Genomic DNA, 25916 nt, shown 5'->3' with positions numbered 1-25916 from the left:
CGAACGGGCAGAGGAATGGGCATGAATTTCGAAGGATTCCGAAAAACCCCCTTCGGCGCTTTGGGCCGTAGTATGTTGGCGGTCACCTTGGTGGCGACGCTGACGGCATGCAGCGAAGGCGGCCAGTTTGGCGATTTGTTCAAGAAACAATCGAGTGCTGAAGACGCGGTGACGCGCGCAAAGATGCCCGGGCTGGGCGGCAAGACCGTCGAACGAGATGTCGAGGCACCTGAGGTATTCCAAGCCAAGGAGGCCGGTTTATGGGATGGGCGCCCGTCGCTTGGCGGGGTTTGGGTGGCGCACCCGGATGTCAACGAACCAGAACGGGTGATCATTCGCAACGATGCCTCGGGCAAGTTCGTTGTCGGCGCGCTGTTTCGCCGTGAACGGGAAAACCCCGGGCCGAGGCTGCAAGTGTCATCGGATGCCGCCGATGCGCTTGGCATGCTGGCGGGGCAGCCGATGAAGCTTGACGTTGTGGCACTGCGCCGCGAAGCTGTGGCCGAGGAGCCGCCCGTACAGGAAGCCACTGCAGAAACACTGGATGCTCCGGCGGAAATCGAAGCCAAGCCGCTTGATCCAATTGCGAGCGCGGCGGCGGCAATCGACCAGGCCGAAAATGCGACGCCAGCATCGCAAGCGGCGTCTGAGACACAGGCGGCGCCCGAGAAAAAGAAATGGAAGCTGTTCAGCAAGAAGGCGAAAGCTGAGGCTACACCGGCAAGTGCTATTGTGACCGAAGCCCCGCTGACCGCGCTGAAACCGCAACCGGTGGTAGCGACAGCAGCCAAGGCCACGCCGAAACCCAGCGGGCTTGCGAAACCCTTCATCCAGATCGGGATTTTCAGTGTGGAGAAGAACGCAAGTAACACCGGTGTGGCGATGAGCCAGGCAGGCATGGTCCCGACGGTGAAAAAGCAGAAGATCAAGGGCAAGCCTTATTGGCGGGTTCTGGTCGGACCGGCGAATACCAGCGCGGAACGCGGCGAACTGTTGAAAAAGGTCAAGGCATCAGGCTTTACTGACGCATATTTCGTAACAAACTGAGCCTGAGTCGCGATGCATCACCTGTCTGCCCGGATTTTCACCGGCCTTTTGGCCGCGATCCTGTTTGCCCTGCCAGCAAGCGCCTTCGAGACCCGCGCAAGAGCGGCCTATGTTGTGGACCAGACCACCGGCACAGTGCTTTTGACAAAGAATGCAGACAAGCCTCTACCGCCTGCTTCGATGAGCAAGCTGATGACGCTTTTTGTGGCCTTCGAGGCTATTCGTGACGGGCGGCTGTCTATGTCAGAGAAGCTGCCGGTGTCGAAACACGCGATGAACTATGGCGGCTCGACAATGTTTCTCGATACTACTGACCGTGTACTGGTCGAGGATCTGATCCGCGGGATCATTGTGTTGTCGGGCAATGATGCCTGCGCGGTGATCGCCGAGGCGCTGAGCCCGGATGGGACCGAGGCCGGGTTTGCCCGGTTCATGACCCAGCGTGCGCAGCAGATCGGCATGACTAATTCGACATTTGCCAACTCGAACGGCTGGCCCGCAGCAGGGCATAGGATGAGCATGCGTGATCTGGCGCTCCTGGCCAATCGGTTGATCACGGACTTCCCGCAATACTATCCGATGTTTGCGGAAAAAGAGTTCAAGTTTGACGGCCGTGCGCCGCAGAACACCCGCAACCGCAACCCGCTTTTGGGCTTGGGGATTGGCGCAGATGGGCTCAAAACCGGGCACACCAGCGAAGCTGGCTATGGTATTGTCGGTTCGGCGGTGCAGGGAGATCGGCGGGTGATCTTCGTAATCTCGGGGCTTGATACCTCGTCGGCGAGGGCGCGCGAGGCCGAGGCAATCGTCAACTGGGCCTTTCGCCAGTTTGCCCAGAAGAAGGTGATCGAAAAGGGCAAGGTCCTAGCCGAGGCCGATGTCTGGATGGGCAATGCGTCAAAAGTCGGGCTTGTGGCGAACGCGGATATTAGTGCACTGGTCCCTGCGGCCACAGGCGGCAAGATCAAGGGCGAGATTATCTATGACAGCCCTGTGCGAGCCCCGATCAAGGAGGGGGCTCCACTAGCTGAGTTGGTTCTAAAACCCGTGGGACTGGAAGAGATGCGGGTGCCGCTGGTGGCGGCGAACGCAGTAGAGCGTGGTGGCTTCTTGGTGCGGATGAAAACCGTGTCAGGTATTCTGTTGGAGCGGTTGAACCAGGGCCCCGAGGGTGCGTTTTGAGCGCCAAGGGCAGATTTATCACGCTGGAAGGCATTGATGGGTCGGGCAAGTCCACCCAGGCAAGGATGCTGGCCGAAGTGCTGGAAGCGCGTGGGTATGACGTTGTTCTGACCCGCGAGCCGGGTGGGTCGCCGGGTGCCGAGGAAATTCGCGCGCTGGTGCTGGAAGGCGACCCCGACCGATGGTCGGCGGAAACCGAACTGCTTCTGTTTACCGCAGCGCGGCGAGATCATCTGGAACGTACCATCTGGCCCGCGCTCGAGGCCGGTAGGGTGGTGATCTGTGACCGTTTTGTTGACAGTACACGGATGTATCAAGGGCTGAGCCGGGGCAATCTGAGGGCGAAGGTTGATGCGCTGCATAACCTGATGATCGGTGTCGAGGCTGATCTGACGCTGCTTTTCGATATGGACCCGGGTGTAGGCCATGCCCGCGCCAAGGGGCGTGGTACCGCCGAGGAACGGTTCGAGGATTTCGGGGCTGGTCTGCAGGAGCAGATGAGGCAGGGGTTCCTGGCGCTGGCAAAGGAGTTTTCCGACCGGTTTCACCTGATAGATGCAGGCCGTGACATGGGCGCAGTGGCCGAAGATGTGGCCAAGGCAGTTCTGGAGCACCTGGCATGAGCGTGACTGAGCACCCGGAACCGGACAAGGTCGAGGGGGCGCCGCACCCGCGCGAAACCAAGCGTTTGATTGGGCAGGACGCCGCCGAGGCTGCGTTTTTGGATGCGTTCAATTCGGGACGGTTGCATCATGCCTGGTTGCTCACTGGCCCACGCGGCGTCGGCAAGGCGACGCTGGGCTGGTCCATTGCGCGGTTTCTTCTGGCGACACCGGACGGGGATGACGATGGCGGCCTGTTTGGTGATGCACCATCTAAGCCGATATCGCTGAAGATCGATCTGGAACACCTTGTGGCGCGGCGGATCATGGCCGGGTCTGACCCGGGGTTGAAGGTGATCCGGCGTGGCGGGGCAGGGAGCACGGACTCTGACCGGGAAAAGAACCTGCGCGACGGCAAGTTTTCTAAGGATATCCGGATTTCGGAAATCCGCGAGTTGACGCCGTTCCTGTCCCTGTCAGCCACCGAGGGCGGGCGGCGGGTGGTGATTGTGGATGCCGCTGACGAAATGAACGTGCAGGCGGCCAACGCTCTTTTGAAGATGTTGGAGGAACCGCCAGCCAAGACGACCATGCTGTTGGTCGCGCACCAACCATCCAGATTGCTGCCGACTATCCGGTCGCGCTGTCGCGAATTGCGCCTGTCGCCCTTGTCTCCAGCGAATATGGCGGCGGCCCTGGAACAGGCGGACGTTGCAGTGGAGCCGGGCCAACAAGAGGGGCTGGCGGCCTTGTCGGGCGGATCGGTGGGTGAAGCTGTGCGGCTGATCAATCTGGGAGGATTGGAGATATACGCAGAATTGGTGGGTCTTTTAGGTGATCTGCCGAAACTGGACCGGAGCCGCGCGCTGAAGCTGGCCGAGGCGGTGGCGACGCGCGGGGCCGAAGAAAAGCTCGACCTTCTGATTGCGTTGATCGAGATTTTCCTTGCGCGAATGGCTCGGGCCGGAGCGCTGGGCCATGCCGAGGCACAGGAAGGTGCGGGGGGTGAAGCGGCTCTTTTTGCCCGGGTTGCGCCCAATGCACAAGTGGCGCGGCGCTGGGCCGAGCTGGCTGAGAAACTGGGCGGGCGGATACGCCATGGACGGGCGGTGAACCTTGACCCTGCCGCGCTGATCCTTGATACGATTTTGAAGATACGAGACACCGCCGCGGGTTGAGGCCCGAAAAGGGGCATGATGACCGACACGCCATTGATCACCGACAGCCATTGTCACTTGGATTTCCCCGATTTCGAGGGACAGTTGGATGAGATCGTTGCGCGCGCTGCGCAAGCAGGGGTCAGGCGGATGGTGACGATCTGCACACGGTTGCGGCTTGAGCCGCAGGTAAGGACGATTGCCGAGGCGCATGATCGGGTTTTCTATGCAGCGGGGACTCACCCGATGAGTGCCGCGGATGAACCGATGGCGAAGCTGGACGAGTTGGTGGCGCTGGCGTCACACCCCAAGTTCGTCGGCATCGGCGAGACCGGGCTGGATTACCATTACACCGGTGAAAGCGCCGGAGTTCAGCAGGAAAGTCTGCGCATTCACATTGCGGCAGCCCGAGAGACCGGGTTGCCGCTAATCATTCATAGCCGCGCAGCGGATGAGGATATGGCTCGGATCCTGAGCGAGGAGCATGCCAAGGGTAACTTTTCCTGCGTGATGCATTGCTACTCGTCCGGGCCTGAACTGGCCCAGGTGGCACTAGAGCTTGGGTTTTACCTGTCGATGTCCGGGATCGCGGCCTTTCCAAAAAGCCAGGAGGTGCGGGATATCTTTTCTACGGCGCCGGTCGAGCGAGTGTTGGTCGAAACCGACAGCCCGTACCTTGCCCCACCACCGTATCGTGGAAAGCGCAATGAACCGGCCTATACGGTGCATACCGCGAAGGTCGGGGCCGAGCTTTACGGCATGGATTACGCCGGTTTCGCCGCCCAGACCGAGGCAAATTTCGAACGGTTGTTTTCGAAGGTTGCGCAGTACAAGGCGGCGGCGTGATGGCAGAGATGCGCTTTACCCTTCTGGGAACCGGGTCGTCCGGAGGCGTGCCGCGACTGGGCGGCCATTGGGGCGATTGCGACCCGGAGAACCCGAAGAACCGCCGCCGCCGCTGTTCGATGCTGATCGAGCGGATCACAGATGCGGGCACAACGCGAGTGTTGATCGATACGTCGCCCGATCTGCGTTCGCAGCTTTTGGATGCCGAAGTTGGTAGACTGGACGGGGTGGTCTGGACCCACAGCCACGCAGATCATGTGCACGGTTTGGATGACCTGCGGATGATCGTGTTCAACATGCGCAGTCGGCTGGACGTCTGGGCCGATGGGGATACGCAGAACGACCTGTTTTCGCGCTTTGGCTATGCTTTCATACAGCCCGAGGACAGTCCTTATCCACCGATCCTGAACATGCACACGATTAAAGGTGATGTGACGGTGAGCGGAGAGGGCGGTGAGATTGTTCTGACCCCGTTCAAGGTGGGGCACGGGTCGATTGATGCACTGGGTTTCCGCGTAGGTGATCTGGCCTACTTGCCGGACGTGGCGACGATGACGGATGAAGCCTGGGCGGCGGTACAAGGGCTGGATTGCTGGATTCTGGACACGTTGCGCCGCACGCCACACCCGACTCATTCACACCTAGAACAGTCACTGGAATGGATTGAACGGGCGGCGCCGAAACGTGCCGTTCTGACCAACATGCATATCGATCTGGATTATGCGACGCTCAAGGCTGAAACGCCTGAGTACATCACCCCCGCCTTTGACGGGATGGTGCTGAGCTATCCGTTATGAGCGGGTGCACTGCGCCTGACCGAGGTTAAGTGATGCAGGCGCTTCTTGATGTCATCGTTCCGGTCTTCCTTGTCATCGGTTTTGGCTACGCCGCTGTGTGGCGAGGGTTCCTGGAAGACAAGCATATCGAGGGGCTGCTGAGGTTTTCGCAGAACTTCCTGTTCCCGACATTGCTGTTTCAGGCGATTGCCCGGATGGACCTGGGTGCGACCTTCAATGGGCCGTTGATGTTGAGTTTCTATACTGGGTCGTTGGCCAGTTTTGCGGCTTGTCTGTTGGCGGCGCGTTACCTGTTCGGGCGTGATCTGGAAGATGCGGTGGCGATTGGGTTCGGGGGCATGTTTGCCAACTCCTTGATGTTGGGCTTGCCGATAACTGAACGTGCCTATGGCGGCGGCGCATTGGGACCGAACTTTGCCATTGTCGCGGTGCATGCGCCGTTTTGTTACGGTGTTGGGATCACGGTGATGGAGATCGTGCGGGCACGGGGGCAGTCACTGGCCAAGCTGCCGGGCACTGTGGCCAAGGCAATGTTCAAGAACGCGCTGGTTATCGGGATCGGCCTGGGGTTTATCATCAATTTCCTGAGCATTCCCGTGCCCGGCGCGGTGATGGACGCGATTTCGATCCTGAGCCGGGCGGCCCTGCCGGTGGCATTGTTCGGGATGGGTGGTGTGTTGGTCCGTTACCGTCCACGTGGCGATATGAAGATGATTGCATTTGTTTGTTTTTCATCGTTGGTGCTGCACCCGTCGGTTGTGTGGATGATGGGCACCTTGAACGGGATCAGCCAGGGCGAGTTTCGCAGTGCGGTACTGACCGCTTCGATGCCGCCGGGGATCAACATTTACGTTTTTGCCCTGCTGTACGGCAGGGGGCAGAAGGTGGCGGCCTCGGCCGTGTTGTTGGGCACGGCGCTGTCAATCGGGAGTATTTGGGTCTGGTTGGCCCTGTTGCCTTGATCCGGCGCAAGGTGCGCACGAGGCTTGTCCGCTAGGCTGGGGGTGCCCATATTTAGGACAGTCGAGAGGTGCGGGTGACAACTATGGCGCAGGACAAGACCAGCATGACCCCTGCTTTTTCTGTCCGGGGCTTGACCAAGGTTTATGGCGAGGGCCATTCGGCAGTGCATGCGCTCCGCGGGGTGGATATCGACCTCCCGAAGGGCGAGATTGTAGTGCTTTTGGGTCCCTCAGGGTCCGGAAAGTCAACTTTGTTGAACATTCTGGGCGGGTTGGACAGGGCCACCAGCGGCACCGCAGCGTTTGATGGGCGTGAACTGACCACAATGAATGATCGTGCGTTGACCCGGTACCGGCGTGATCACGTCGGGTTCGTTTTTCAGTTCTACAACCTGATGCCCAGCTTGACAGCATTGGAAAACGTTGAGCTGGTGACCGAAATCTCGGGCGATCCTATGGCGCCGGACGAGGCGTTGCGCCTCGTCGGGCTGGAAGAGCGGACGCACCATTTCCCAGCGCAATTGTCGGGTGGCGAGCAACAGCGGGTAGCGATCGCACGGGCGGTGGCGAAACAACCTAACGTGCTGTTCTGCGATGAACCCACCGGGGCGCTGGACAGCACCACGGGCCGGGCGGTGTTGCAGGTGCTGCGCGATGTGAACGAGACGCTGGGCACCACCGTGCTTATCGTGACCCATGCCATGGCGACAGCACAGATGGCTGATCGGGTGATCCATTTCGCCGATGGGGCGATCCGGGAAGTGGTAGAGAACAAGACCAAGTTGAGCCCCTCGGAGATTCACTGGTGAGCCCGCTGGATCATAAGCTGTTGCGTGATCTGGCGCGGATGAAAGGGCAGGCGGCGGCGATTGCCGCGGTGATTGGCCTTGGCGTGCTTATGCAGGTGATGATGGGTGGTCTGGTTAATACGCTGGAAGAGACTCGTGCTGCCTATTACGACCGCTATCGATTGGCCGATATCTTCGCCCCTGTCACCCGTGCGCCTGAACGTATGGTGGAACGGATCGCCCGGATTGAAGGGGTCGCAGCGGTGGAAACCAGGGTGGTCGGCAGCGCGTTGGTTGACATGGATGAGCACGAGTTGCCGGTGCGGGCGATGGCGGTGTCGTTGCCTGATAGCGGTACGCCAAGGCTGAACGATGTTTATCTCAGCGCCGGACGCCTGCCCAGCCCTGGTCATGGTGACGAGGTGGCGATACTGTCCGGATTTGCCAAGGCGCGAGGGTTGAAACCTGGTGATACACTGGTCGCGACTATGAACGGGGCCAAGCGGCAATTCCAAATCGTCGGTTTTGCCGAAAGCCCCGAGTTTCTCTATACCACTGCGCCTGGCGAGTTAGTGCCGGATGATGCACGCTTTGCAGTACTGTGGATGCGGCGCGGTGCGTTGGAAGCGGCGTATGACCTGAAAGGCGGGTTCAACGAGGCGCTGATCGCGCTGAATCGTGGCGCTAATAGCGAGGCGGTCGAGGACGCGCTGGACCGGGTGTTGGACGAATTCGGTGCAACGGGCGCCTATGGGGTCGAACTGCATGGGTCAAACCGGTTTATCAGCGAAGAAATTCGTGGATTGAGGACCAGCTCCTCGGTGGTCCCGCCGATTTTCCTCGCGGTGGCGGCTTTCCTGCTCTACATCGTCATCTCGCGCATGGTGCAGGCCGAGCGCGAAGAAATCGGGCTTTTGAAAGCGTTTGGGTATACCAGCTTTGAGGTCAGTTCCCACTATTTGAAATTTGTGCTTGTGATCGCGGTGATAGGGGCAGCGTTGGGGTCCATCGGCGGGATCGCGGCGGGCCGGGGTATGGCGCTGTTCTATCAGGTCTATTTCAAGTTTCCCTTCCTGGTGTTCGATCTGGACAACCGTAGCTTTGTCATCGGTTTCTTAGTGTCGATTATCGCCGCCTCGGGGGGCAGTTTGTTCGTGTTGCGTCAGGTCTTCGCGCTAACGCCGGCGGTGGCGATGCGGCCCCCGGCACCGGCGGATTATTCTGCCGCGGGGACGTTCTCTCCCTTCTGGCGGCGGCGCCTGGATCAGCCGACGCGGATGGTGCTGCGGCGCGTGTTACGCCATCCCGGTCGGATTGGTGGCTCAGTCATTGGGGTAGGGACCAGCATGGCCCTCTCCGTCGCAACATTGACCATGATGGAGGGGTTTGACACCACAGTGGAGCTGTCGTTTTCTACCATTGATCGCTCGGACATGGCGGTAAGTTTCGTCGTGCCCCTATCGGAGAACGCTGGTCTTGCTCTGGCGCGCTACCCGGGGGTTGAACACGTGGAACCGCTGCGCGTGGTGCCAGCCATTTTCCGCAACGGGCTTTACAGCTACAACGGTGCGCTGGAGGGCCGCGTGGCCAACCCAGCGCTGAACCGGGTGATCGACGAGAATATCCAGCCGATTGAGATGCGCAGCGACGGGGTGATCCTAGGGCAGGCGCTGGCCGACATCCTGCATATTGCGCCGGGGGACACGTTGACGGTTGAGGTGCGAGAGGGGCGCAGGCCAACCCTTAAAATCCCGGTGATCGGCACAGCCAAGACCTTGATGGGGGCACCGGTTTTCATGGAGATGGAAGCGCTCAACCGCGCGCTGAAAGAGCCGGGGAGGATTTCAGGTGCTTTCCTGACGCTCGATGCCGAGCATGAAGACAGCATGATCGCGGCAGTCAAGGATATGCCCGCCGTGGCGGGGGTGAGCCAGAAGGAGCATGCGCGCGAGGCGCTGGTCGAGTTGATGAATACCGGACCGGGTGCGATGCGCTACATCATGACCATCGTCGCGGGGATCATTACATTCGGTATCGTCTATAATGCTGCGCGGATCGCGCTGGCCGAAAGGGCTCGGGACCTCGCCAGTTTGCGGGTGATGGGTTTTACTCGTGGCGAGGCGGGGTTCGTTTTGCTGGGCGAATTGGCCATTGTGACGCTGCTGGCGCTGCCGCTTGGGGTCGGGCTTGGATACTGGCTTACCTACTTGATCGTCGAAGGCTTCAGTACGGATATCTACCAGATTCCGGTTGTGTCTTCGCCACGGGCGTTTGGCGTGGCGATCTTCGCGGTGGTTAGCGCTTCGGTCTTGTCCGGGTGGCTGGTGAAGCGCGATATCGACCGGGCCGACTTGGTTTCGGCCTTGAAAACGCGGGAATAGGAATGAAGGGTTAGGCAATGGCAAAGAAGAAGCATTCTCGTAAAGTTTTCAGCCTGATCGTCATCGCGGCGGTGGCTGGTGCGCTGGCTTATGCGTTTTGGCCGCGCCCGATGCTGGTCGATATTGGTGAGGTCGCGCGCCGCGACGTTGTGGTGACCATCAACGAAGAGGGGCGCACACAGGTGCACAACACCTATGTTGTTTCGACCCCAATTACCGGACGTCTGCTGCGTGTTGGGGTCGAGCCCGGCGACAAGGTGATCCGGGGCGAAACCGTGGTGGCGCGGATGCTGCCCACCAGCCCCGTCGTGCTTGATGTACGTACCCGCGAGCAGGCGAAATCGACGGTTAATTCCGCTGAGGCGGCGCTAAGAGTAGCACAGGCAGACATCAATCGGGCACGCGCCGATGTGGAACTGGCCGAGGGTAATCTGAACCGGGCACGCAAGCTGCATGGTAGCGGAATTGCCAGCGATGCCTCTCTGGAGCGTGATGAGACGGCTGCGCGGCTGGCCCAGGCCAATCTGGACACGGCGCGCGCGGCGGTGTCGATGCGGATCGCCGAGTTGAACAACGCCCGCGCCATGTTGATCAGCTTTGAAGAACAGGGCAGTGGGTCGACGGCGGCCGCCACTGAAGAGGAGGTCATCGAACTGCACGCGCCGAGCTCGGGTGTGATCCTGCAGGTGCGCCAGCAAAGTGAAACTACGCTGCAAGCGGGCATGCCGATCATGGAGATCGGAGATGTGGCCAATGATCTTGAAATTGTGGCCGAGTTGCTCAGCACCGACGCGGTGCAGGTGCGCGTGGGCGCGCGGGTGATCATCGACAACTGGGGCGGCAGCGGCACCCTTGAGGGTGAGGTTGCCAGGATAGAGCCTTGGGGATTTACCAAGTTTTCAGCCCTTGGGGTCGAAGAACAGCGGGTCCGGGTCACCATCCACTTTTCCGGCGATTTGGAGGAACGCATGGGACTGGGTCATGGATTCCGGGTCGAAGCGCGGATCGTGGTCTGGGAGGCAGACGACGCGATCAGCGTGCCCGCTTCAAGCCTGTTTCGGATCGGTGGGGACTGGGCAATTTTTGTCGTGAATGGTGAAGGCCGTGCCGACCTGCGCAAGGTGGAGGTCGCGGGGAATAACGGGCTTGATGCGGCCATCACCACGGGCGTGAGCGAGGGAGAAAAGATCATCCTCTACCCTTCGGCCGCGTTGAGTGAAGGCAGTCAAGTGGCGCAGCGCGCCATTGAAGGGTGATCGCGATGTGAAGTCCGTCTGGCCCGAAGATTGTTAAGAACCGGAGGTCGGGGCAGATGGTCACCTCGAATCTGTTTGCTGATCACACGAGGCCAAGCTGCTCCAGAGTGTTCTGGGTCGCGCGGGAATAGGACAACGGCCCAAACCCACCCTGGCTGGTGATATGCGGGAACAGCGACAGGAACAGGCTGCGCGTGTTATGGCCCATGTCGCGCAAAAGCGAGGTGCCCGGGTGATAACTCTCTACTTCGAGCCCGGCGGCGCGGATGATCGCGTGATGCGGCAACCCGATATGGTAGAGTGCCACTGGTGTTGGCGGGGTGATGGCGATCGCACTGATCCCATCAACAAAAGCCCGGGCGGGAGTCAGGATGTCTGTCTGCATGGCGTATTCGCGCAGCGCGGCCGGGCTGCGCAGCAACCGCGCGCCATGACCCAACACTAGGTCGGGCGAGGGACGCGACAGGCCGAAACTGTCGGCCATGATCCGCGTCAGGCGCAGTTGAATGGGATTGTCCACAGGTGCCGTGGGCACTAGCATCATCTTGCCCACCCATTGCACAGGCAACGCGTGATCCTGGTTGGTTTCGACCATTGTGCCCGGCGCGATGTCCTCGACTGCGCGGGGGCCTTGGGGTGTGGCGATCATCGTGCCATGGGCAAACCCGGCAAAGGCTACTTCGAAGTCCTCGCTGGCCGGAGCGATATGATCCGAGTGGCGTACGGTGCCGTCAGGATTGAGAGAGGCCACCTCGTATTTGCGCATGAGAGATTTGCGCCGGGGTTGCGCTGGAAGAGCGCCGGGCTGATGGCCTGGTGTGGAGGGAGTGGCGAACCGTTCGGTCTGGTTTGGAATGGCGACCGCGGGGGCGGTCTTGGAGGGGGCTGCCATGTGCAAGGCCTTTCAGCTTTGTCACATCCGTGCCGGCCCCCACCGACAACACCAGAAGGACGGTGGTTTATTCGATGTGACTAATATCGGGAATATGGCCCGTATTGTCAAAAATCGATGAACATTGGCTGACCAGGTGCGATCAATCCCAACAGGAATCCCGGAATTGTTGCGCTGGCGTGGTCAAGTTTGCCACATTTTGATTCGTGTGCAGGACCTAAAAAAGGAACCGGGCCGTGATGGACGGCCCGGCTAACTGATACATATGGGGACACTGACAAACTCTTGCCGCTGTGAGCAGCTCAAGCGGATTTCGCTGTGATCATCCCGTTTTGCCGACGTGTCGCCGTGAGGGTCCGGCGGGCCCCCCGCTGCCAGGGAAGGGCGGTGGTTTCGGTGCGGGCGGTTTCAATGACCGATCTGATCCAGCGGCGTTGCTTTTTCATGACTGCTCTCCTGCCTCTTGCGGCGCGTTATTGTGTTGTATCCAATCTGCCCGGCGTTTGGGGCGATGTTTTGACTTTTTGGAAAACTCCCGATTTTTTTTTGGGGTTATCCCGGTGGAAATGGGGCATGGGCATCACAGGTGTGAAACCGCGTGAAATAAGGGGAATATTTCCGTTTGGCGGCCAATCTGACCGATTTGGGGGGATTGTTTCGCGGAAAAATGGGGCAAGTCCGGGGCGGATCTTGACCATAATCTTGCCCTGAATGCTTTGATTCGAGCAGGTGTTTCAGGCCCTGATGACGGAAATCAGGCGGCCATAATCGGCCTCGCCGGCATGAGTGGTGCGGCGGTAGCTGAAAAACCTTTCCGCATCCGAATAGGTGCAGTGACGCGTCCATTCGGCCTCACCAACCCCGGCATTGCGCAGGCGATGCAGGCCAAAGCCCGGCAGGTCAAAATGGTAGCGGTCCCCCTCTCCCCCCGCAAAGAATCGGGCGTGACCGGGGTTGTCAGCCATGAAGGCATCGAGGAACTCGGGCCCGACCTCGTAAGCGCGCTGGCTGATGCAGGGGCCGATCACAGCCTGGGTGTTGGCACGGGTGGCGCCGAGGGTTTCCATCGCGTCCACGGTCGCCTCGAGTATGCCGTTCAGCGCGCCTTTCCAGCCGGCATGGGCCGCTCCAACGACACCAGCCTGTGCATCGGCAAAGAGTACCGGCTGGCAATCAGCAGTGAGGATGCCAAGGGCAAGACCCGGTGTGGCGCTGACCATGGCGTCGGCCTTGGCGCGAGGGGTTTCATCGAGTCTGGTATCGGCATCAACGATCACCACATCTGGTGAATGCACCTGGTGAATCGAAACCAGAGCTTCGGACGCGACTTCCATGTTTTCGGCGACGCGGGCGCGGTTCATCATCACGGCGCTGAGCTGATCGGACGACCCAGGCCCACAATTGAGACCCTCGAAAATACCCGACGAGCTGCCACCGCGGCGGGTGAAGAACCCGTGGCGAAAGGGCGCAAGCAGATCGGATGTCAGAACTTCGAGCGTCATGGGTCCAGCCCCGGTGGAGGTGTGGTGCCATGCGGGTAGAGCCCAAGCACCTTGAAGAGCGTCCCCATTTCCGCCGGGTGGGTCAAGCGGCGATGTGCGGCGATGTGAGTTTCCAGCGGTTTACCTGACAGGTTCTGCGCCAGGGATTGGGCGCGCTGTGTGATACCAAGGCGTTCGAGGAACACCCCTTGAGGAGTCAGTTTCGTATGGGCGCAAGGTGCTGCCATGGCCAACGCCTCGAAATCCACATGGGCGGTAAGATCGGCGTTGCCGGGGTTTTGCAACGGGTTAACCGGGGCATGGTTTTCAAGGGCCTGCAATGTGTCGCCTAACGAATGCCAATCGCCATAGTCGATGATCAGCGCCGTGCCACCCTGGCTGGAAATTTGCTGACCGATCTGAGTGGCGATGGGCACGGAAGCGGGGCATTGTTCGACCAGATCACCGTCCTTGGTATCATCCAGCCGATGGGTCAGGCTGTCATATCGGGTTTCAGGGGCAAGACCGAAGGTAAGGCCTTCGTTCCAGCCGATCTGGCGTTCGCACCAGCCTAGGCCAGAGCGGACGAACTGGCGGATGGGTAGAGCATCGAAAAACTCGTTGGCGACAAGGTAGAGCGGTTGATCGGGCAGGGCAGTGATACGGTCAGACCAAGTGGTGCAATAACCTTCAAGCGTTTCGGCCTGAATGGATTTCAGAGTGGGCGAGGCCTCTATCAAGTGTATCTGCGCGGCGGCTTGAAAGCCGGGAACGGAGCGGGTGGCGCGTAGGATGTCGGCCATGAGGGTACCGCGTCCGGGTCCAAGCTCGGCCAGGGTAAAGCGGTTTGGGACACCTTGATCCATCCAGGCCTGGGCGAGGCTAAGGCCAATCAGTTCACCGAACATCTGGCTGATTTCAGGTGCGGTGATGAAATCGCCAGAGGCGCCAAAGGGGTCGCGGGTGGCATAGTAGCCGTGCTCAGGGTGCATCAGGCAAAGCGCCATGTAGTCCGAAACCGGTATCGGTCCTTGCGAGGCGATCAAGTCGCGCAGGTGGTCGGAGAGGGGGCTCATGGCGCGCGTAGCTGGCGCGAGCGGAGGATCAGGATCAGCCCGAACAGGATCATCGGCAGCGACAGAAGTTGCCCCATCGACAACCCATAGCCGCCGAGATGGATCACGTAACCCATTGGGTTTTCAGCGGTAATGAAATGTTCGTCCGCTTGGCGGAACAACTCGACGATGAAACGCGCCAAACCGTAGCCGGCAAAGAACGTGCCCGAGACAAGGCCGGGGGCCTTGAGTCCGTGACGTTGCCAGACCAGCCAGATCAACACCAGCCCAAGGATCAAACCTTCGAGCGCTGCCTCGTAGAGTTGCGAGGGATGGCGCGCGCAGATGCCAACGATGTCGGGGCAGTCTTGCGCGGCGCGTCCGGGGAAGGCGACGCCCCAGGGCAGGTCGGTGGGGCGGCCCCAGAGTTCGGCGTTGATGAAGTTTGCCAGGCGGCCCAGCATTAACCCCCAGGGGATGCCGATGGCGACGGTATCGGCCATTGCGAGTTTCCCGATATTGTGTCGCAGGGCAAAGACCCACGCTGCGAACACCACGCCGAGGAAACCGCCATGGAAGGCCATCCCGCCATCCCAAACCTGAGGGATTTCCAGTGGGTTAGCCAGGAAGTAGGCGGGTTTGTAAAAGACCACGTAGCCCAGCCTGCCGCCCAAGATCACTCCTAGGATTGTCCAGGTCACAAGGTCTTCGAGTTGCTGGGTGGTCATGGGCGGTTGATCGCCCTGCCAGAGCTTGACTTGCCGCAGTGCGCGCGCCGTCAGCCACCAGGCGATCAGGATGCCGACGATATAGGCCAGCGCATACCAGCGCAGGGCGATATTGAGACCGAAAAGCTCGAATGAGAAAATTTCGGGCGAGATATTGGGAAAGGGGATCAGGGCGCTCATATCTTGGGGTTTGGAGCCATGGGCGGGGGGAAGTCAAGCTTGCGATTTGGCCAATCCATCCCCATATAGGGCGGGATCACGACAAGAGGTGCCACATGCAGACCCGCAACAAGTTCCTGGACGACATGAGCCAGTTGATGACCAACGCTATGGGCGTGGCGCAAGGAGCCAAGGGCGAGGCGGAAAACGCCATGAAGGGGCTTGTCGATCGCTGGTTGGCGGATCGTGATTTTGTCACCCGCGAAGAATTCGACGCGGTGCGTGCCATGGCCCAGAAAGCCCGTGAAGAGAACGAGGCGCTGAAGGCACGGCTTTCGGCACTTGAGGAAAAGATCGGCGGCTGACCTTGGCGGTTAACATTTCGAATCACTGAAAAACCTTGTGTATGGAATCCGTCTGGCACCTGTCGGGTATCCGTCGGGCGTTTTTGGCTGTCCGGTCGGTGTAGACCGTTCGTTAAGGCAGCGCGCGCTGGTGGTCGAAAGGTATGGAATTCCCCAATGCGGGTGCAATTGAATATTGCCCGGCAATTGGTCAGGATGAACCCGCTATCCGAATTCTTCTACCTGTTTCATATTTCAAGGAGACCGATCCCATGCTCGTCAAAATCTCCAAGCTTTTCATTCTGTCCTTATTTCTGGTCACAAGCCTGTCGATACGTGCCGGGGCGCAATCTGCGGACAAGGTGAAGCTGGATGTGTTGTCGGCCCTGTCGACGCCGCTGCCGATCACCATCATTGGCCCGCTGATGACCCGCGACGTAATCGTTACCGAAGAGGCGGACGGGTTCCGCGCGGTGATGGAGGACACCACTCTGATGGGTCTGTTCCCGTTTGGTGAGGTGTCGATGAAGCTCGAACCGCTGGGGGCGGATAGCTATCGCATCAGCGAGTTGCAGTTTCCCACGGCGCTGGATTTCCCTGGCATCGGCACGGTGACGTTTTCCGGCATGGTGCTGGAAGGCACGTGGTCGGCTGCAAGCCGGTCCTATTCCGATCTGAAATGGGTGACGGATGATTTGAAATTTGCGCCGGGGATGGGCGATCAGGGCAACATTGAAATTGGCAGCCTTTCCTTTGACGTGATGAAAGAGCCCGACGATACCGATACCGAAAGCCGGTTCGAGATTGCAGCCAAGGCGATAAGGGTGCAGGGCATGATCTCGGAGAATGTCAGCGTGGGCGAAGTGCGCGCGTTGCTTGCGGCCAACGGTGAAAAGCCGGTCGACCTGTATTCGCTGATCCGCGAGGTGATGCTTCTGGGGTCTATGGGCGGCAACGGGGCACAGATGCAGACCCTGGTCAGCAGCCTGCTTGGCAACAGCTATGACAGCGTGGTGCTGGACCTGAGCGCGAGCGATTTGATGTCGGCCGATGCGCGCCGCCCGGATGAAAGCTATTTCAAGGCAGGTGGCATGACCATTCGCGCCAGCCTTGCCGGGGTTGAACCGCGCCATTGGGCGGGGGCGGATATTGTGGTCAGCGTAGATCAGGTGGATCAGCGCGAATACCTGCCGGACACCAACCTGACGGCACAAAACGCGCTTGTTCGTCTGAGCGGGGGCGACTTGCCGGTGGCGGATATGCTGGCGACCGTGATGATGCTGGGCGATCCGCCGCGGGGACGTCCGGTGACGGCGGAAAGCCTGCTGAACGGATTGATGGAGTTCGGCAAGCTGGAGTTTGCCAGTGAGGGCAAGGCGATCCGGATCGAGGCGTTTGATCGACGTTGGCGCGAGAACCAGGAACCGGAAATCGTCAAGGCCTTCGACACCGGCTATGACAGCTGGTCGTTGCGCATGGGGGTTGAGGGGCTGAACCGGAATGCAGGGCAGTTCGTCTTTGCAACCGAGGCCCTGGGTGGCATGTTTGTCCCCGGCGAGGATATTGCCGAAGAGGCCCATCCGCATATCAAGGCGTGGTTCCCGGTGGGACTGCGGTTGCAGAGCCAGGTTGGTGATCTGAACGAAGCCTATCTGAAAAAGTTGCTGACCGATGTGGAGTTCCGCAATCTGAACGAGCCGGTCGAGATGATCCTGCCTCTGGCGCTTTATGCGGCGGCGACGGTTCTGGACGTGGTGTCGGGAGATGACATGTATGAGACGGAGTTGTTCCGCCTGACGCAGAAGGGGCATTTCAAGGTTTATCCAAGCGAGTTCCTGAACCTTGTGCCCTATGAGGGGCAGGCGGACGTCCGTCTGAGCGGGCTGGAGGCGCTGTTGGCGTACTTCGATGAGACCATGAGAGAGTTGCGGCCCCGCTCGGATGAGGCGATGGCGCTTGGGGCGGCCAAGGGCGCATTGGTCGTGATGCGCAACATCGCCGAGAAGGCCGACGACGGGGCGCTGACCTGGCAGATCAAGCGGGCAGACGTGACCCGCAACGAAATCGAGTTGAATGGCGTAACCCTGCGCTATCCCGACCTGATGCAGTATCTGCCGATGCTGATTACGCTGGGGTTGTAAGGGGGCGTTTCGCCATTTTAAGGCGTGTTTCCTAGACCTCTTTTGCTTGAATGGATTTGGTGAAGGGAGGAATGAAAAAAGTATTTCATGAAAATTGCCGTATTGGGTTAGGTTAGTGTACCCAAGGAGTTTTGTTGTTGTGGGAGATTTTTTAAAAAACCTGGCGGGAGCTTTGGAAAAACTCCCGAAGGACGATCTTCAAATAGTATCGTTGGTCGTTCTGCTGGTTGGTATTCTTGCCTACCTTTTCTTTTCACGCGCGCATATTTGGGCACGTGTATTCTCATTTTTTTTGATTTTTCTTGGTGGGGCAGGAACGGTTGCTCTGCTTCTTTGGGTTTCCCCTTCTACGCGGCAGGGAACTAGTACTACAGCTTCGGCTTCTGAGACTGAACGGGAAACGAGCTCCGAGGAATTGACTGAAGAATCTATCCGAAAAAACACTTCAAATTGTTCTAAGGAGGATTGGACGGAATGTTGAGAAAACCTTTGTTGTTTCTAGGTGCCCTCGCGCTGGGCCTGCCAATGCTGGGTTCCTATTCTTATGCGAATGCGCCAAAGAATTTGAAAGACGCATGCGGAGGGATTGCCACACTAAGTACAGGCACAGAACGTGCAAGGGCTTTCGAAGAGTGTGCTGAGTTTCTTTCGCACCTGGAGATTCCAGATTCGGCGGTTGAGGTGAATAGAATCGTTTTTAAAAAGCCGGATACATACGGACCGAGCTGGTCAACTTATTCAGGGTACCGAAACTTCGAGTATGCTAAGACGGCCGAAGGAATGGTACACCTTCGGGGAATGATGCAGGGGTGTCCAAGCACCGAAAATGCCATCTTCCAACTTCCTGAGGGTTTCAGACCTAAGGGCTATAGATTAATTTTTGCAACGATAGGAGGTGGGCGGAACGATAGAGGCAGGGTGGACGTTACCACCGCCGGAAAGGTTATTTGGCATTGGTCGGCGCGTACGGACTCATGTCCAAACGGAAAGCAGTTCTGGCTCACATTGGAAGGGATTACATTCGAAGCCGAACAGTAGCTAACCCTGCAACGACAGCACGCTGAACTCACCGTCGGCACGGGCTTTCATCGCCTGGGCGGCGGCGTTGCTGGCGGCGGCGGTGGTGAAGTAGGGGATCTTGTCATAAAGCGCGACCGAGCGGATTTCGCGTGAATCCGCCACCGCTGCGGCGCCTTCGGTGGTGTTCATCACCAGCGAAATCTGACCATCCTTGAGTTGATCCACCACGTTGGGGCGGCCTTCATAGACCTTCTTCACCACTTCGCAGGACATGCCGTGCTGTTCCAGGAAGGCCGCGGTGCCGCCGGTGGCGACGAGGCCGAAGCCGAGGTCCACAAGGGTGCGGGCGGTGTCGACCAGCATGTCGGTCTTGTCGTCGTCCTTGATCGAGAAGAACACCTTTCCACCCGTGGGCAAGTCGGTGCCGGCACCCATCTGGGCCTTGAGGAAGGCCAGGGGGAAGGACCGGTCCCAGCCCATGACCTCGCCCGTCGAGCGCATTTCCGGACCCAGGATCGTGTCGACGCCGGGGAAGCGGGCAAAGGGCAGCACGGCCTCTTTGACCGAGAACCACGGCATGTCCGGATCCGCCAGCGTCATCGGGTCGGTGTCGGGGACGTTGCCGGGTTGGGTGTCCGCCGGATAGGGCGGACGCTTCGGGAAGTTCGACATCGGCTCGCCGGCCATGAGGCGGGCGGCGATCGAGGCGATAGCGCTATCGGTGGCCTTGGCGACGAAGGGCACGGTGCGCGAGGCACGCGGGTTGACCTCGATCAGGTAGATCACATCGTCCTTGATGGCGAACTGCACGTTCATCAACCCGACCACGTTGAGGGCCAAGGCCAGCGCATGGGTCTGCTTGTTGACCTCTTCGATGAGTGCATCGGACAGCGAGTAAGGCGGCAGGGAACAGGCGCTGTCGCCCGAGTGGACGCCGGCCTCTTCGATGTGCTGCATGATGCCGGTGACGTGGACATTCGTGCCGTCGCAAAGCGCGTCAACATCGAGTTCCACAGCACCCGAGAGGTAGCTGTCGAGCAGAACCGGGCTGTCGCCGGACACCACCACGGCCTCGGCGATGTAGCGTTCGAGTTGGGCCATGTCACGGACGATTTCCATGGCGCGGCCGCCCAGAACGTAGGAAGGGCGAATGACCAGCGGGAAGCCGATGTCCTCGGCGATGTGCAGGGCCTCAGCGTCGGTGGAGGCGATGCCGTTCTTGGGTTGTTTGAGGCCAAGCTGGTTCACAAGCGCCTGGAACCGCTCGCGGTCTTCGGCCAGGTCGATGGCGTCGGGCGAGGTGCCGAGGATCGGGATGCCTTCGGATTCGAGCGCATTGGCGAGTTTCAGCGGGGTCTGGCCGCCGAACTGCACGATGACGCCGTGCAGGGTGCCGTTCTCTTGCTCGGTGCGCAGGATTTCCATCACATGCTCAAAGGTGAGCGGTTCGAAATAGAGCCGATCAGAGGTGTCATAGTCGGTAGACACCGTCTCTGGGTTGCAGTTGATCATGATGGTTTCGTAGCCCGCGTCAGTCAGGGCGAAGCAGGCGTGGCAGCAGCAGTAGTCGAACTCGATCCCCTGGCCGATGCGGTTGGGTCCACCACCGAGGATGACGACTTTGTTCTTGTCTGAAGGCCGGGCCTCGCATTCCACGTCGCCCATCGCCGGGCTTTCATAGGTAGAATACATGTAAGGTGTTTGCGCCTCGAATTCGGCGGCACAGGTGTCGATGCGCTTGAAGACGGCGGTGACACCTGCGTTCTGGCGGGCGCGGCGCACGTCGGCTTCTTTGAAGCCGGTCAGGTTGGCGAGGCGGGCATCGGTGAAGCCCATCATTTTCAGGGCGCGCAGGCCTTGTTCGTCGCTTGGTAAGCCGTCGCGTTTGACGGCTTCTTCGGCGTCGATGATCTCGCGGATACGGGCAAGGAACCACGGGTCGAACATTGTGACGCCGTGGATTTCATCGTCCGAGAGCCCGTGGCGCATGGCCTGGGCGATGGTGCGCAACCGGTCCGGGGTTTGCTGGCTGATTGCCTTGATGACGGCGGCCTTGTCCGGGGCACCTTCGATCTCGACCTCGTCAAAGCCGGTTAGGCCCGATTCCATCGACGCGAGCGCCTTTTGCATGGATTCGTGGATAGTGCGGCCGATCGACATGGCCTCGCCCACCGATTTCATCGCGGTGGTCAGGTAAGGCTCGGACCCGGGAAACTTCTCGAAGGCGAATTTCGGGATCTTGGTGACGACATAGTCGATTGTGGGTTCAAACGATGCCGGTGTGACCTTGGTGATGTCGTTGTCGAGTTCATCGAGCGTGTAACCGATGGCCAGCTTGGCGGCGATCTTGGCAATCGGGAAGCCGGTGGCCTTGGACGCCAGAGCGGAAGACCGCGACACCCGCGGGTTCATTTCGATCACGACCATGCGGCCGTCGGCGGGGTTCACCGCCCACTGCACGTTGGACCCGCCGGTCTCGACGCCGATTTCGCGCAGCACGGCAATCGAGTGATTGCGCATGATCTGGTATTCTTTGTCGGTCAGCGTCAGGGCGGGGGCGATGGTGATCGAATCGCCGGTGTGCACGCCCATCGGATCGACGTTTTCGATGGAGCAAACGATGATGGCGTTGTCGGCACGATCGCGGACAACCTCCATTTCGTATTCTTTCCAGCCCAGAAGCGATTCATCGATCAGGATCTGGTTCACCGGCGAGGCATCCATGCCAGACCGGCAGAAATGGATGTAATCATCGCGGTTATAGGCGACGCCGCCGCCGGTGCCGCCAAGGGTGAAGGCGGGGCGGATGATGGCGGGCAGGCCGATTTCTTCGAGCGCATCCAACGCCTCGGACACACCGGCATCAAGGTCGGCGTCGCCGTTGTCTTTCTTTGGGGCGGTGACGATGGTGGCCTTGGGGTTTTCGATGCCGAGACGGTCCATCGCCTCGCGGAACAGCTTGCGATCTTCTGCCATTTCAATGGCATCGCGCTTGGCCCCGATCATCTCGACGCCGTGTTCGTCCAGAACGCCCATTTCTTCAAGCGCCAGCGAGGTATTGAGACCGGTCTGACCGCCCATGGTTGGCAGCAGCGCGTCGGGCTTTTCCTTGGCGATGATCTTGGCGACAACTTCGGGGGTGATCGGCTCGATATAGGTGGCATCCGCCAGGCCCGGATCGGTCATGATCGTGGCCGGGTTCGAATTGACCAGAATAACGCGATAGCCTTCCTCGCGTAGGGCCTTGCAGGCCTGGGCACCGGAATAGTCAAATTCGCAAGCCTGGCCGATAACGATTGGCCCTGCCCCGATGATCATGATGGATTTGATATCGTCTCTTTTTGGCATTGGCACATCCCCGGGCAGCGTGTCGCAAATTGTCGTGGGTTATAGACAGAAGCGGCCCGGGTGCAAGGGTTGAAATGGTAATGCCGGCGATAATCGGTTGGCTCAGGCTGGAAGGTAGACGATCTCTTTATCGTCCCCTTCGAGCTGGGGCTGGTTCGGGGTGATCGTCAGGAAATTGTCATACTCACTGCCCTTGAGCTGCTCTCGGAGTGTGGTTTCGGCAATGTCGAAATCCACCACTTCAAAACCAAGCTCCATCGTGCCCGATCCCGAGCTGGCATCGACCCAGTAGCCCTGTCCGGTGAGGGCGAGGAACTCGTCAAGCTTGTCCAGGAGCGCGTTGCGTTTGTCGAGCTCGTCCTTTTCGGCGAAATCACCGCGTATGTGATAGGTGATCTGGAGGAACTGCATGGCGTCCGTGGCGATCTCTTCAAATCCCTTTTCACGCATCACACGGATGTGTTCTTTGATGGCGGGCCAGTGTTCGATTGCAAAGCTTGCGCGGGTTGCGTTTTTTCCCAGCATGCCGGCATCGACGAAAAGCTGTTCCCCGATTTCGTAGAACCAGAGGAACTCCGTGCCGTCAGGGGTGCGTCGGTACAAGCGCAGCGTATCCGGCAGGTGCCTTGCCGTAGCGCGCGGTGACAAAAGGTTCAGAACAAGGCCGATCAATCGGAAGACGGCGACGAATGCGAATAGGAGAAATAGGCGGATAAACTTCATAAGAGGGCGCTCGATAAAACTGCAATGCTGACGTTAAAGCGCGTCATGATGGCAGAAATGGGGCGCCGGGGTGAAAAATCGGCACTCGGAAGTCAGATCGGACGGTTTGTCGCGGATTGAAATGTCACCCCGCGCTGGCACTGGGTCTTTGTTGCCGATGTGCGGCGCCCAGCGAGTCGAGCAAAAGCCCGAGATAAACCAGAGTCGGTACCAGCGCAGTGAACATGAAGTGGTGGTTGAACCGGTGCAGCACCGAAAAGGCAAAGAGGCTCGACACGATCAGGACCGCCGCGATCCAGCCCCATGCCCGTTTGGCCGACATGATGAGAAACAGAGCGGGCAACAGAAGCGCAGGCAGAACGAAGTAATGCGCCCATGACAGCGGGCCGAATAGCGCAGTGATCAGGCTGAGGAGGAAAAGCTGCACGACCACGCGTCTGTCACCAGCCAAGCCACGGGTCATGCGCCAGAGCGCGATCAGTGCGGCGATCAGTGCGGCCTTGGTGAGAAGGGTGATCCAGAGCGGTTCGGGTGCGGTGAAGACCCGCAGGGCCCGGCCATCGGGAGAAGGGATGCCGCCAAGCAGGGAGGAGAGTTGGTAGAGCAGGGCCTCGGGCGAGTAGTTGACCTTGGTCATGAAGATCAACTCGTCGATTCGGGTCATACGGGCGAGGAAAACCTCGTGCAGGGGCCAGCCCATCACGGCGATGGAGAAAAGCGCGATGCCACCCGCGACTGTCAGCGTGGCCGCCAAGGCGCGCCAGTTGCGGTTCAGCACAAAGATCAAAGCAAAGAGGATCGGAGCGATCTTGAAGGCGGCGGCAAGGCCCAGCAGCGCGCCACCAGAAACCTCGCGCTTGCGCGAGACTTGGAGAAAGGCCAGCAGGATCAGCAGGTTTACCGTGATTTGCGGCTGGTTGGTGAGAAAGCTGTTCAGCACCGGCCAGGTGGCAAAGAGGATGGCAAAAAGCGCAAAGCCCCACTTTTCGGAGGCGGGGCGATGCGCGGGCGGGATCAGCTGCCACGCCGCCCAGGCCGTGAGCAGAAGCGCCACCATGTGCCACAGGTAGGCAAGCTTGAAAAACGTCATTGGGGCCATGGCATGGGTGGGGCCGGAAAACACCATCGCCCAGATCGGCGGATAGACGAACGGTGTCACGCTTTGGTTGGGCACGCCCAGAGCGGCGGTGGCGGCGCGCCAGTCCGGCAGGCCGAGATCGTCGAGGATATCGGGAGCGGCAAGGTATATCAGCTCGGGCTGGCCATTGCCCCAGAACCAGCCGGCAAAATAAAGCGCCGAGATGTCGAGATGCGGTCCAGCAAAGCTGGTCATCAGGATCCAGATGGCCCAACCCAGGGTCAGCCCGGCAAAGAGCAGCGGGAGGCGTCCGGTTTGCTGTGTGATCTTTTGCATCGGGGTCTGCCGGTTCTTGCCTGTATAAACCCCGGTCCGGTTTGACCGGTTCTGGTCGGGGCGGTTGGTCTGCACTCTAGCGGATTGGGTCTGGGTCGTCATCCGACTTGCGGCTGGTGGGGGACAGGGAGGTGAAAACCATCAGGCAGAGGTAAAGCAGGGTCGCGAGGCCGATACTTTGCATCGGGGAGAGGCCCAGCGTGCTCCAGAGCATTTGCTTCACCGGATTGACATAGCAAAGTCCGATTGCGCCCAGCAGCGCAATGCCCCCGGCGATGCCAAACCGGTTCAAGAACAGCGGAGCAAAGGCGAAGGGCGCGATATAATAGTAGGCCCAGCCAATCGGGCCAAAGAAGGCAATGCCGGTCATCGCTGTCGCCCAAGCGGCGGCCGCGGCCTCGGGCGAAGCTGCGCGGCGCAGAAGAAACGCCGACAGGATCAGCGTGGCCAAAACCGCGCCACGCGCAATCATGGCATAGAGTGCAGGCTTGGGCAGGACGAGCCAATTGGCCGAGGGTTCCTCCAGCGCAGCGGTGAGCTCCGGGGTCAGCATCTCGGGCGGCACGATCGGGATCATCTGAGGCGCGCCCAACAGCGACCATCCCCCGATAAGCGTATCGAGCGCATAGGTTACCGTGGTGATCAGGACGGTCTGGTCGATGGCTCCTAGCAGGGCGAGGAAATGCGCATGCAGCGGCCATCCCGCCACTATTAGCGAGGCCAGCCCTAACGCCCCACCAACCACCATCGCCCAAAGGAAGGCACGCCAGTGACCGGTGACCAGCCACAGGAGCGCCAATAGCAGCGGCGATAGTTTCAGCGCGATGGCAATCCCCATGGCGATCCCTGCGGTCTTAGGGTGATGGCGCTGGGCCCGTTCGAGGGCGAGGACGCTCAGGAAGGCCACCAGAATCTGCACCTGCCCTTGGCGCAGGGCAATGGTGCCGGCTTGGCTGACCAGGATTAGCGCCAACGCGACCAGCATCCAGTTGCGCAGGGTTGACGGGCTGCCCGGGTGGACCCCTGCCAGTCGAGCGGCGAGATAGGACGTGGCACAGAGCAGGCCGGCATTGAGGGCAAAGGCCCCGGCACGAAAGGTTTCGAAACTCATGATCTTTGTCAGCGGGGCCATCAACCAGGCCCAGATCGGCGGGTAGATATAAGGATAGACCTCGCCCAACTGGTCCAGTTCGGCGGCGCGCTCGTACCAGCCTGGTGGTGGCCGCATCGCAAAGGTATCGCCCAGCGGTGGAAAGATCTGTGAGGGGTTGCCTGAGGCCACGGCATCAGCCGCCAGCCAGAGCGCCAGCAGATCGCGTGAAGGTGCGTATTGCCCGATGAAGGCAAGAACCAGGGTGGCAAGTGCGCCGCCGATCAGGATAACCCGTGTTTGTGTCAATGCCCGTTGCCCGAAATGCACCTGTAACGCCGTCCTTTTGGCGGGACGATCCAACTGTTGCGGGCGACTCTAGAGCAGTTTTTGGCACAGGTCATCCGATTTGACGCGGCCAGATGGCAATGACCGCGTTGCGACCCTTGACTTTATGAACGTGACAAGGTGTATCGGCCCGACTGATCCGACCATGCCTAAGG

At 59.9% G+C, this 25916-nt stretch carries 22 protein-coding genes; 14 read left to right on the top strand and 8 right to left on the bottom strand.

The features are described 5' to 3' along the window. Window positions 1–72: 72 nt before the first annotated feature. The 10 genes from RXV86_RS08140 (at window position 73) to RXV86_RS08095 (ending at window position 11018) form a co-directional block, all read left to right on the top strand. On the top strand, window positions 73–1047 hold the full coding sequence (locus RXV86_RS08140; protein WP_316299006.1) for an SPOR domain-containing protein: 975 nt from the start codon (window positions 73–75) through the stop codon (window positions 1045–1047). Between the two features lie 12 nt (window positions 1048–1059). Then, window positions 1060–2229, top strand: a complete 1170-nt coding sequence (locus RXV86_RS08135; protein WP_316299005.1) for a D-alanyl-D-alanine carboxypeptidase family protein — start codon at window positions 1060–1062, stop codon at window positions 2227–2229. Further along, window positions 2226–2852, top strand: a complete 627-nt coding sequence (tmk, locus tag RXV86_RS08130) for a dTMP kinase (protein ID WP_316299004.1) — start codon at window positions 2226–2228, stop codon at window positions 2850–2852. The genes RXV86_RS08135 and tmk overlap by 4 nt, the downstream gene beginning before the upstream one ends. Next, complete coding sequence (locus tag RXV86_RS08125) at window positions 2849–4009, top strand: DNA polymerase III subunit delta' (RefSeq protein ID WP_316299003.1); 1161 nt, start codon at window positions 2849–2851, stop codon at window positions 4007–4009. Before tmk ends, RXV86_RS08125 begins: the two co-directional genes overlap by 4 nt. Window positions 4010–4027: 18 nt before the next feature. Further along, the gene (locus RXV86_RS08120; RefSeq protein ID WP_316299002.1) at window positions 4028–4834 is read left to right on the top strand and encodes a TatD family hydrolase; all 807 of its coding nucleotides are present in this window, start codon (window positions 4028–4030) and stop codon (window positions 4832–4834) included. Next, window positions 4834–5631 carry an MBL fold metallo-hydrolase gene (locus RXV86_RS08115; protein ID WP_316299001.1) on the top strand — a complete coding sequence of 266 codons (798 nt, stop codon included), beginning with the start codon at window positions 4834–4836 and terminating at the stop codon, window positions 5629–5631. The genes RXV86_RS08120 and RXV86_RS08115 overlap by 1 nt, the downstream gene beginning before the upstream one ends. Window positions 5632–5663: 32 nt before the next feature. After that, complete coding sequence (locus RXV86_RS08110) at window positions 5664–6593, top strand: AEC family transporter (protein WP_316299000.1); 930 nt, start codon at window positions 5664–5666, stop codon at window positions 6591–6593. 104 nt (window positions 6594–6697) lie between these two features. Beyond that, complete coding sequence (locus RXV86_RS08105) at window positions 6698–7402, top strand: ABC transporter ATP-binding protein (protein WP_316298999.1); 705 nt, start codon at window positions 6698–6700, stop codon at window positions 7400–7402. Beyond that, window positions 7399–9762, top strand: coding sequence for an FtsX-like permease family protein (locus tag RXV86_RS08100; RefSeq protein ID WP_316298998.1), 2364 nt, complete (start codon window positions 7399–7401; stop codon window positions 9760–9762). The genes RXV86_RS08105 and RXV86_RS08100 overlap by 4 nt, the downstream gene beginning before the upstream one ends. 17 nt (window positions 9763–9779) lie before the next feature. Continuing rightward, on the top strand, window positions 9780–11018 hold the full coding sequence (locus RXV86_RS08095; protein ID WP_316298997.1) for an HlyD family efflux transporter periplasmic adaptor subunit: 1239 nt from the start codon (window positions 9780–9782) through the stop codon (window positions 11016–11018). An 82-nt stretch (window positions 11019–11100) separates the two neighbouring features. Here the strand turns inward: RXV86_RS08095 and RXV86_RS08090 are convergent, their stop codons facing one another. Next, window positions 11101–11910 carry a Hint domain-containing protein gene (locus RXV86_RS08090; RefSeq protein WP_316298996.1) on the bottom strand — a complete coding sequence of 270 codons (810 nt, stop codon included), beginning with the start codon at window positions 11908–11910 and terminating at the stop codon, window positions 11101–11103. Between the two features lie 411 nt (window positions 11911–12321). Between RXV86_RS08090 and RXV86_RS08085 the strand changes: the two genes are divergently transcribed. Next, on the top strand, window positions 12322–12621 hold the full coding sequence (locus RXV86_RS08085; protein WP_316298995.1) for a hypothetical protein: 300 nt from the start codon (window positions 12322–12324) through the stop codon (window positions 12619–12621). Between the two features lie 23 nt (window positions 12622–12644). On the opposite strand, the gene pgeF is transcribed toward RXV86_RS08085, so the two are convergent. Genes pgeF through lgt form a run of 3 tightly spaced genes read right to left on the bottom strand, consistent with a single transcriptional unit; the run spans window position 12645 to window position 15354 of the window. Next, on the bottom strand, window positions 12645–13412 hold the full coding sequence (gene pgeF, locus RXV86_RS08080; RefSeq protein WP_316298994.1) for a peptidoglycan editing factor PgeF: 768 nt from the start codon (window positions 13410–13412) through the stop codon (window positions 12645–12647). After that, a complete protein-coding gene (locus RXV86_RS08075) occupies window positions 13409–14467 on the bottom strand; it encodes an SAM-dependent methyltransferase (RefSeq protein ID WP_316298993.1) in 1059 nt (352 codons plus the stop codon). Before RXV86_RS08075 ends, pgeF begins: the two co-directional genes overlap by 4 nt. After that, window positions 14464–15354, bottom strand: a complete 891-nt coding sequence (gene lgt, locus RXV86_RS08070) for a prolipoprotein diacylglyceryl transferase (protein ID WP_316298992.1) — start codon at window positions 15352–15354, stop codon at window positions 14464–14466. The genes RXV86_RS08075 and lgt overlap by 4 nt, the downstream gene beginning before the upstream one ends. A 95-nt stretch (window positions 15355–15449) precedes the next feature. Between lgt and RXV86_RS08065 the strand changes: the two genes are divergently transcribed. The 3 genes from RXV86_RS08065 to RXV86_RS08055 all read left to right on the top strand — a co-directional run bounded on the left by RXV86_RS08065 (window position 15450) and on the right by RXV86_RS08055 (window position 18299). Continuing rightward, window positions 15450–15698 (top strand): accessory factor UbiK family protein, encoded by a 249-nt coding sequence (locus tag RXV86_RS08065; protein ID WP_316298991.1) that lies wholly within the window; start codon window positions 15450–15452, stop codon window positions 15696–15698. A gap of 251 nt (window positions 15699–15949) precedes the next feature. Then, window positions 15950–17818: a hypothetical protein gene (locus tag RXV86_RS08060; RefSeq protein WP_316298990.1), complete on the top strand. Its 1869-nt coding sequence runs from the start codon at window positions 15950–15952 to the stop codon at window positions 17816–17818. Between the two features lie 139 nt (window positions 17819–17957). Beyond that, window positions 17958–18299: a hypothetical protein gene (locus tag RXV86_RS08055; RefSeq protein ID WP_316298989.1), complete on the top strand. Its 342-nt coding sequence runs from the start codon at window positions 17958–17960 to the stop codon at window positions 18297–18299. Window positions 18300–18856: 557 nt separating this feature from the next. Here RXV86_RS08055 and carB read toward each other — a convergent pair. The 4 genes from carB to RXV86_RS08035 form a co-directional block, all read right to left on the bottom strand. Continuing rightward, window positions 18857–22186, bottom strand: a complete 3330-nt coding sequence (gene carB, locus RXV86_RS08050; RefSeq protein WP_316298988.1) for a carbamoyl-phosphate synthase large subunit — start codon at window positions 22184–22186, stop codon at window positions 18857–18859. Between the two features lie 102 nt (window positions 22187–22288). Next, complete coding sequence (locus RXV86_RS08045; RefSeq protein ID WP_316298987.1) at window positions 22289–22909, bottom strand: hypothetical protein; 621 nt, start codon at window positions 22907–22909, stop codon at window positions 22289–22291. A 124-nt stretch (window positions 22910–23033) separates the two neighbouring features. Beyond that, the gene (locus RXV86_RS08040) at window positions 23034–24425 is read right to left on the bottom strand and encodes a glycosyltransferase family 87 protein (protein WP_316298986.1); all 1392 of its coding nucleotides are present in this window, start codon (window positions 24423–24425) and stop codon (window positions 23034–23036) included. Continuing rightward, window positions 24400–25722, bottom strand: a complete 1323-nt coding sequence (locus RXV86_RS08035; protein WP_316298985.1) for a glycosyltransferase family 87 protein — start codon at window positions 25720–25722, stop codon at window positions 24400–24402. The genes RXV86_RS08040 and RXV86_RS08035 overlap by 26 nt, the downstream gene beginning before the upstream one ends. Between the last annotated feature and the right edge of the window lie 194 nt (window positions 25723–25916).

This window comes from Aliisedimentitalea sp. MJ-SS2 (assembly GCF_032586155.1).
GTDB lineage: Bacteria > Pseudomonadota > Alphaproteobacteria > Rhodobacterales > Rhodobacteraceae > JAWHTC01.
Note: the sequence above shows the minus strand (reverse complement) of the source record. Positions and strands in the feature narration are given on the sequence as shown.

Excerpts from the sequence above, each read along its gene's own strand:
- RXV86_RS08085 (WP_316298995.1), top strand. The coding sequence starts at position 12,322 with ATGACCGATCTGATCCAGCGGCGTTGCTTTTTCATGACTGCTCTCCTG.
- RXV86_RS08045 (WP_316298987.1), bottom strand. The coding sequence starts at position 22,909 with ATGAAGTTTATCCGCCTATTTCTCCTATTCGCATTCGTCGCCGTCTTC.
- RXV86_RS08115 (WP_316299001.1), top strand. The coding sequence starts at position 4,834 with ATGGCAGAGATGCGCTTTACCCTTCTGGGAACCGGGTCGTCCGGAGGC.
- RXV86_RS08140 (WP_316299006.1), top strand. The coding sequence starts at position 73 with ATGTTGGCGGTCACCTTGGTGGCGACGCTGACGGCATGCAGCGAAGGC.
- RXV86_RS08090 (WP_316298996.1), bottom strand. The coding sequence starts at position 11,910 with ATGGCAGCCCCCTCCAAGACCGCCCCCGCGGTCGCCATTCCAAACCAG.
- RXV86_RS08040 (WP_316298986.1), bottom strand. The coding sequence starts at position 24,425 with ATGACGACCCAGACCCAATCCGCTAGAGTGCAGACCAACCGCCCCGAC.
- RXV86_RS08105 (WP_316298999.1), top strand. The coding sequence starts at position 6,698 with ATGACCCCTGCTTTTTCTGTCCGGGGCTTGACCAAGGTTTATGGCGAG.
- RXV86_RS08065 (WP_316298991.1), top strand. The coding sequence starts at position 15,450 with ATGCAGACCCGCAACAAGTTCCTGGACGACATGAGCCAGTTGATGACC.
- pgeF (WP_316298994.1), bottom strand. The coding sequence starts at position 13,412 with ATGACGCTCGAAGTTCTGACATCCGATCTGCTTGCGCCCTTTCGCCAC.
- RXV86_RS08135 (WP_316299005.1), top strand. The coding sequence starts at position 1,060 with ATGCATCACCTGTCTGCCCGGATTTTCACCGGCCTTTTGGCCGCGATC.
- lgt (WP_316298992.1), bottom strand. The coding sequence starts at position 15,354 with ATGAGCGCCCTGATCCCCTTTCCCAATATCTCGCCCGAAATTTTCTCA.
- carB (WP_316298988.1), bottom strand. The coding sequence starts at position 22,186 with ATGCCAAAAAGAGACGATATCAAATCCATCATGATCATCGGGGCAGGG.
- RXV86_RS08125 (WP_316299003.1), top strand. The coding sequence starts at position 2,849 with ATGAGCGTGACTGAGCACCCGGAACCGGACAAGGTCGAGGGGGCGCCG.
- RXV86_RS08120 (WP_316299002.1), top strand. The coding sequence starts at position 4,028 with ATGACCGACACGCCATTGATCACCGACAGCCATTGTCACTTGGATTTC.
- RXV86_RS08075 (WP_316298993.1), bottom strand. The coding sequence starts at position 14,467 with ATGAGCCCCCTCTCCGACCACCTGCGCGACTTGATCGCCTCGCAAGGA.
- RXV86_RS08095 (WP_316298997.1), top strand. The coding sequence starts at position 9,780 with ATGGCAAAGAAGAAGCATTCTCGTAAAGTTTTCAGCCTGATCGTCATC.
- RXV86_RS08060 (WP_316298990.1), top strand. The coding sequence starts at position 15,950 with ATGCTCGTCAAAATCTCCAAGCTTTTCATTCTGTCCTTATTTCTGGTC.
- RXV86_RS08110 (WP_316299000.1), top strand. The coding sequence starts at position 5,664 with ATGCAGGCGCTTCTTGATGTCATCGTTCCGGTCTTCCTTGTCATCGGT.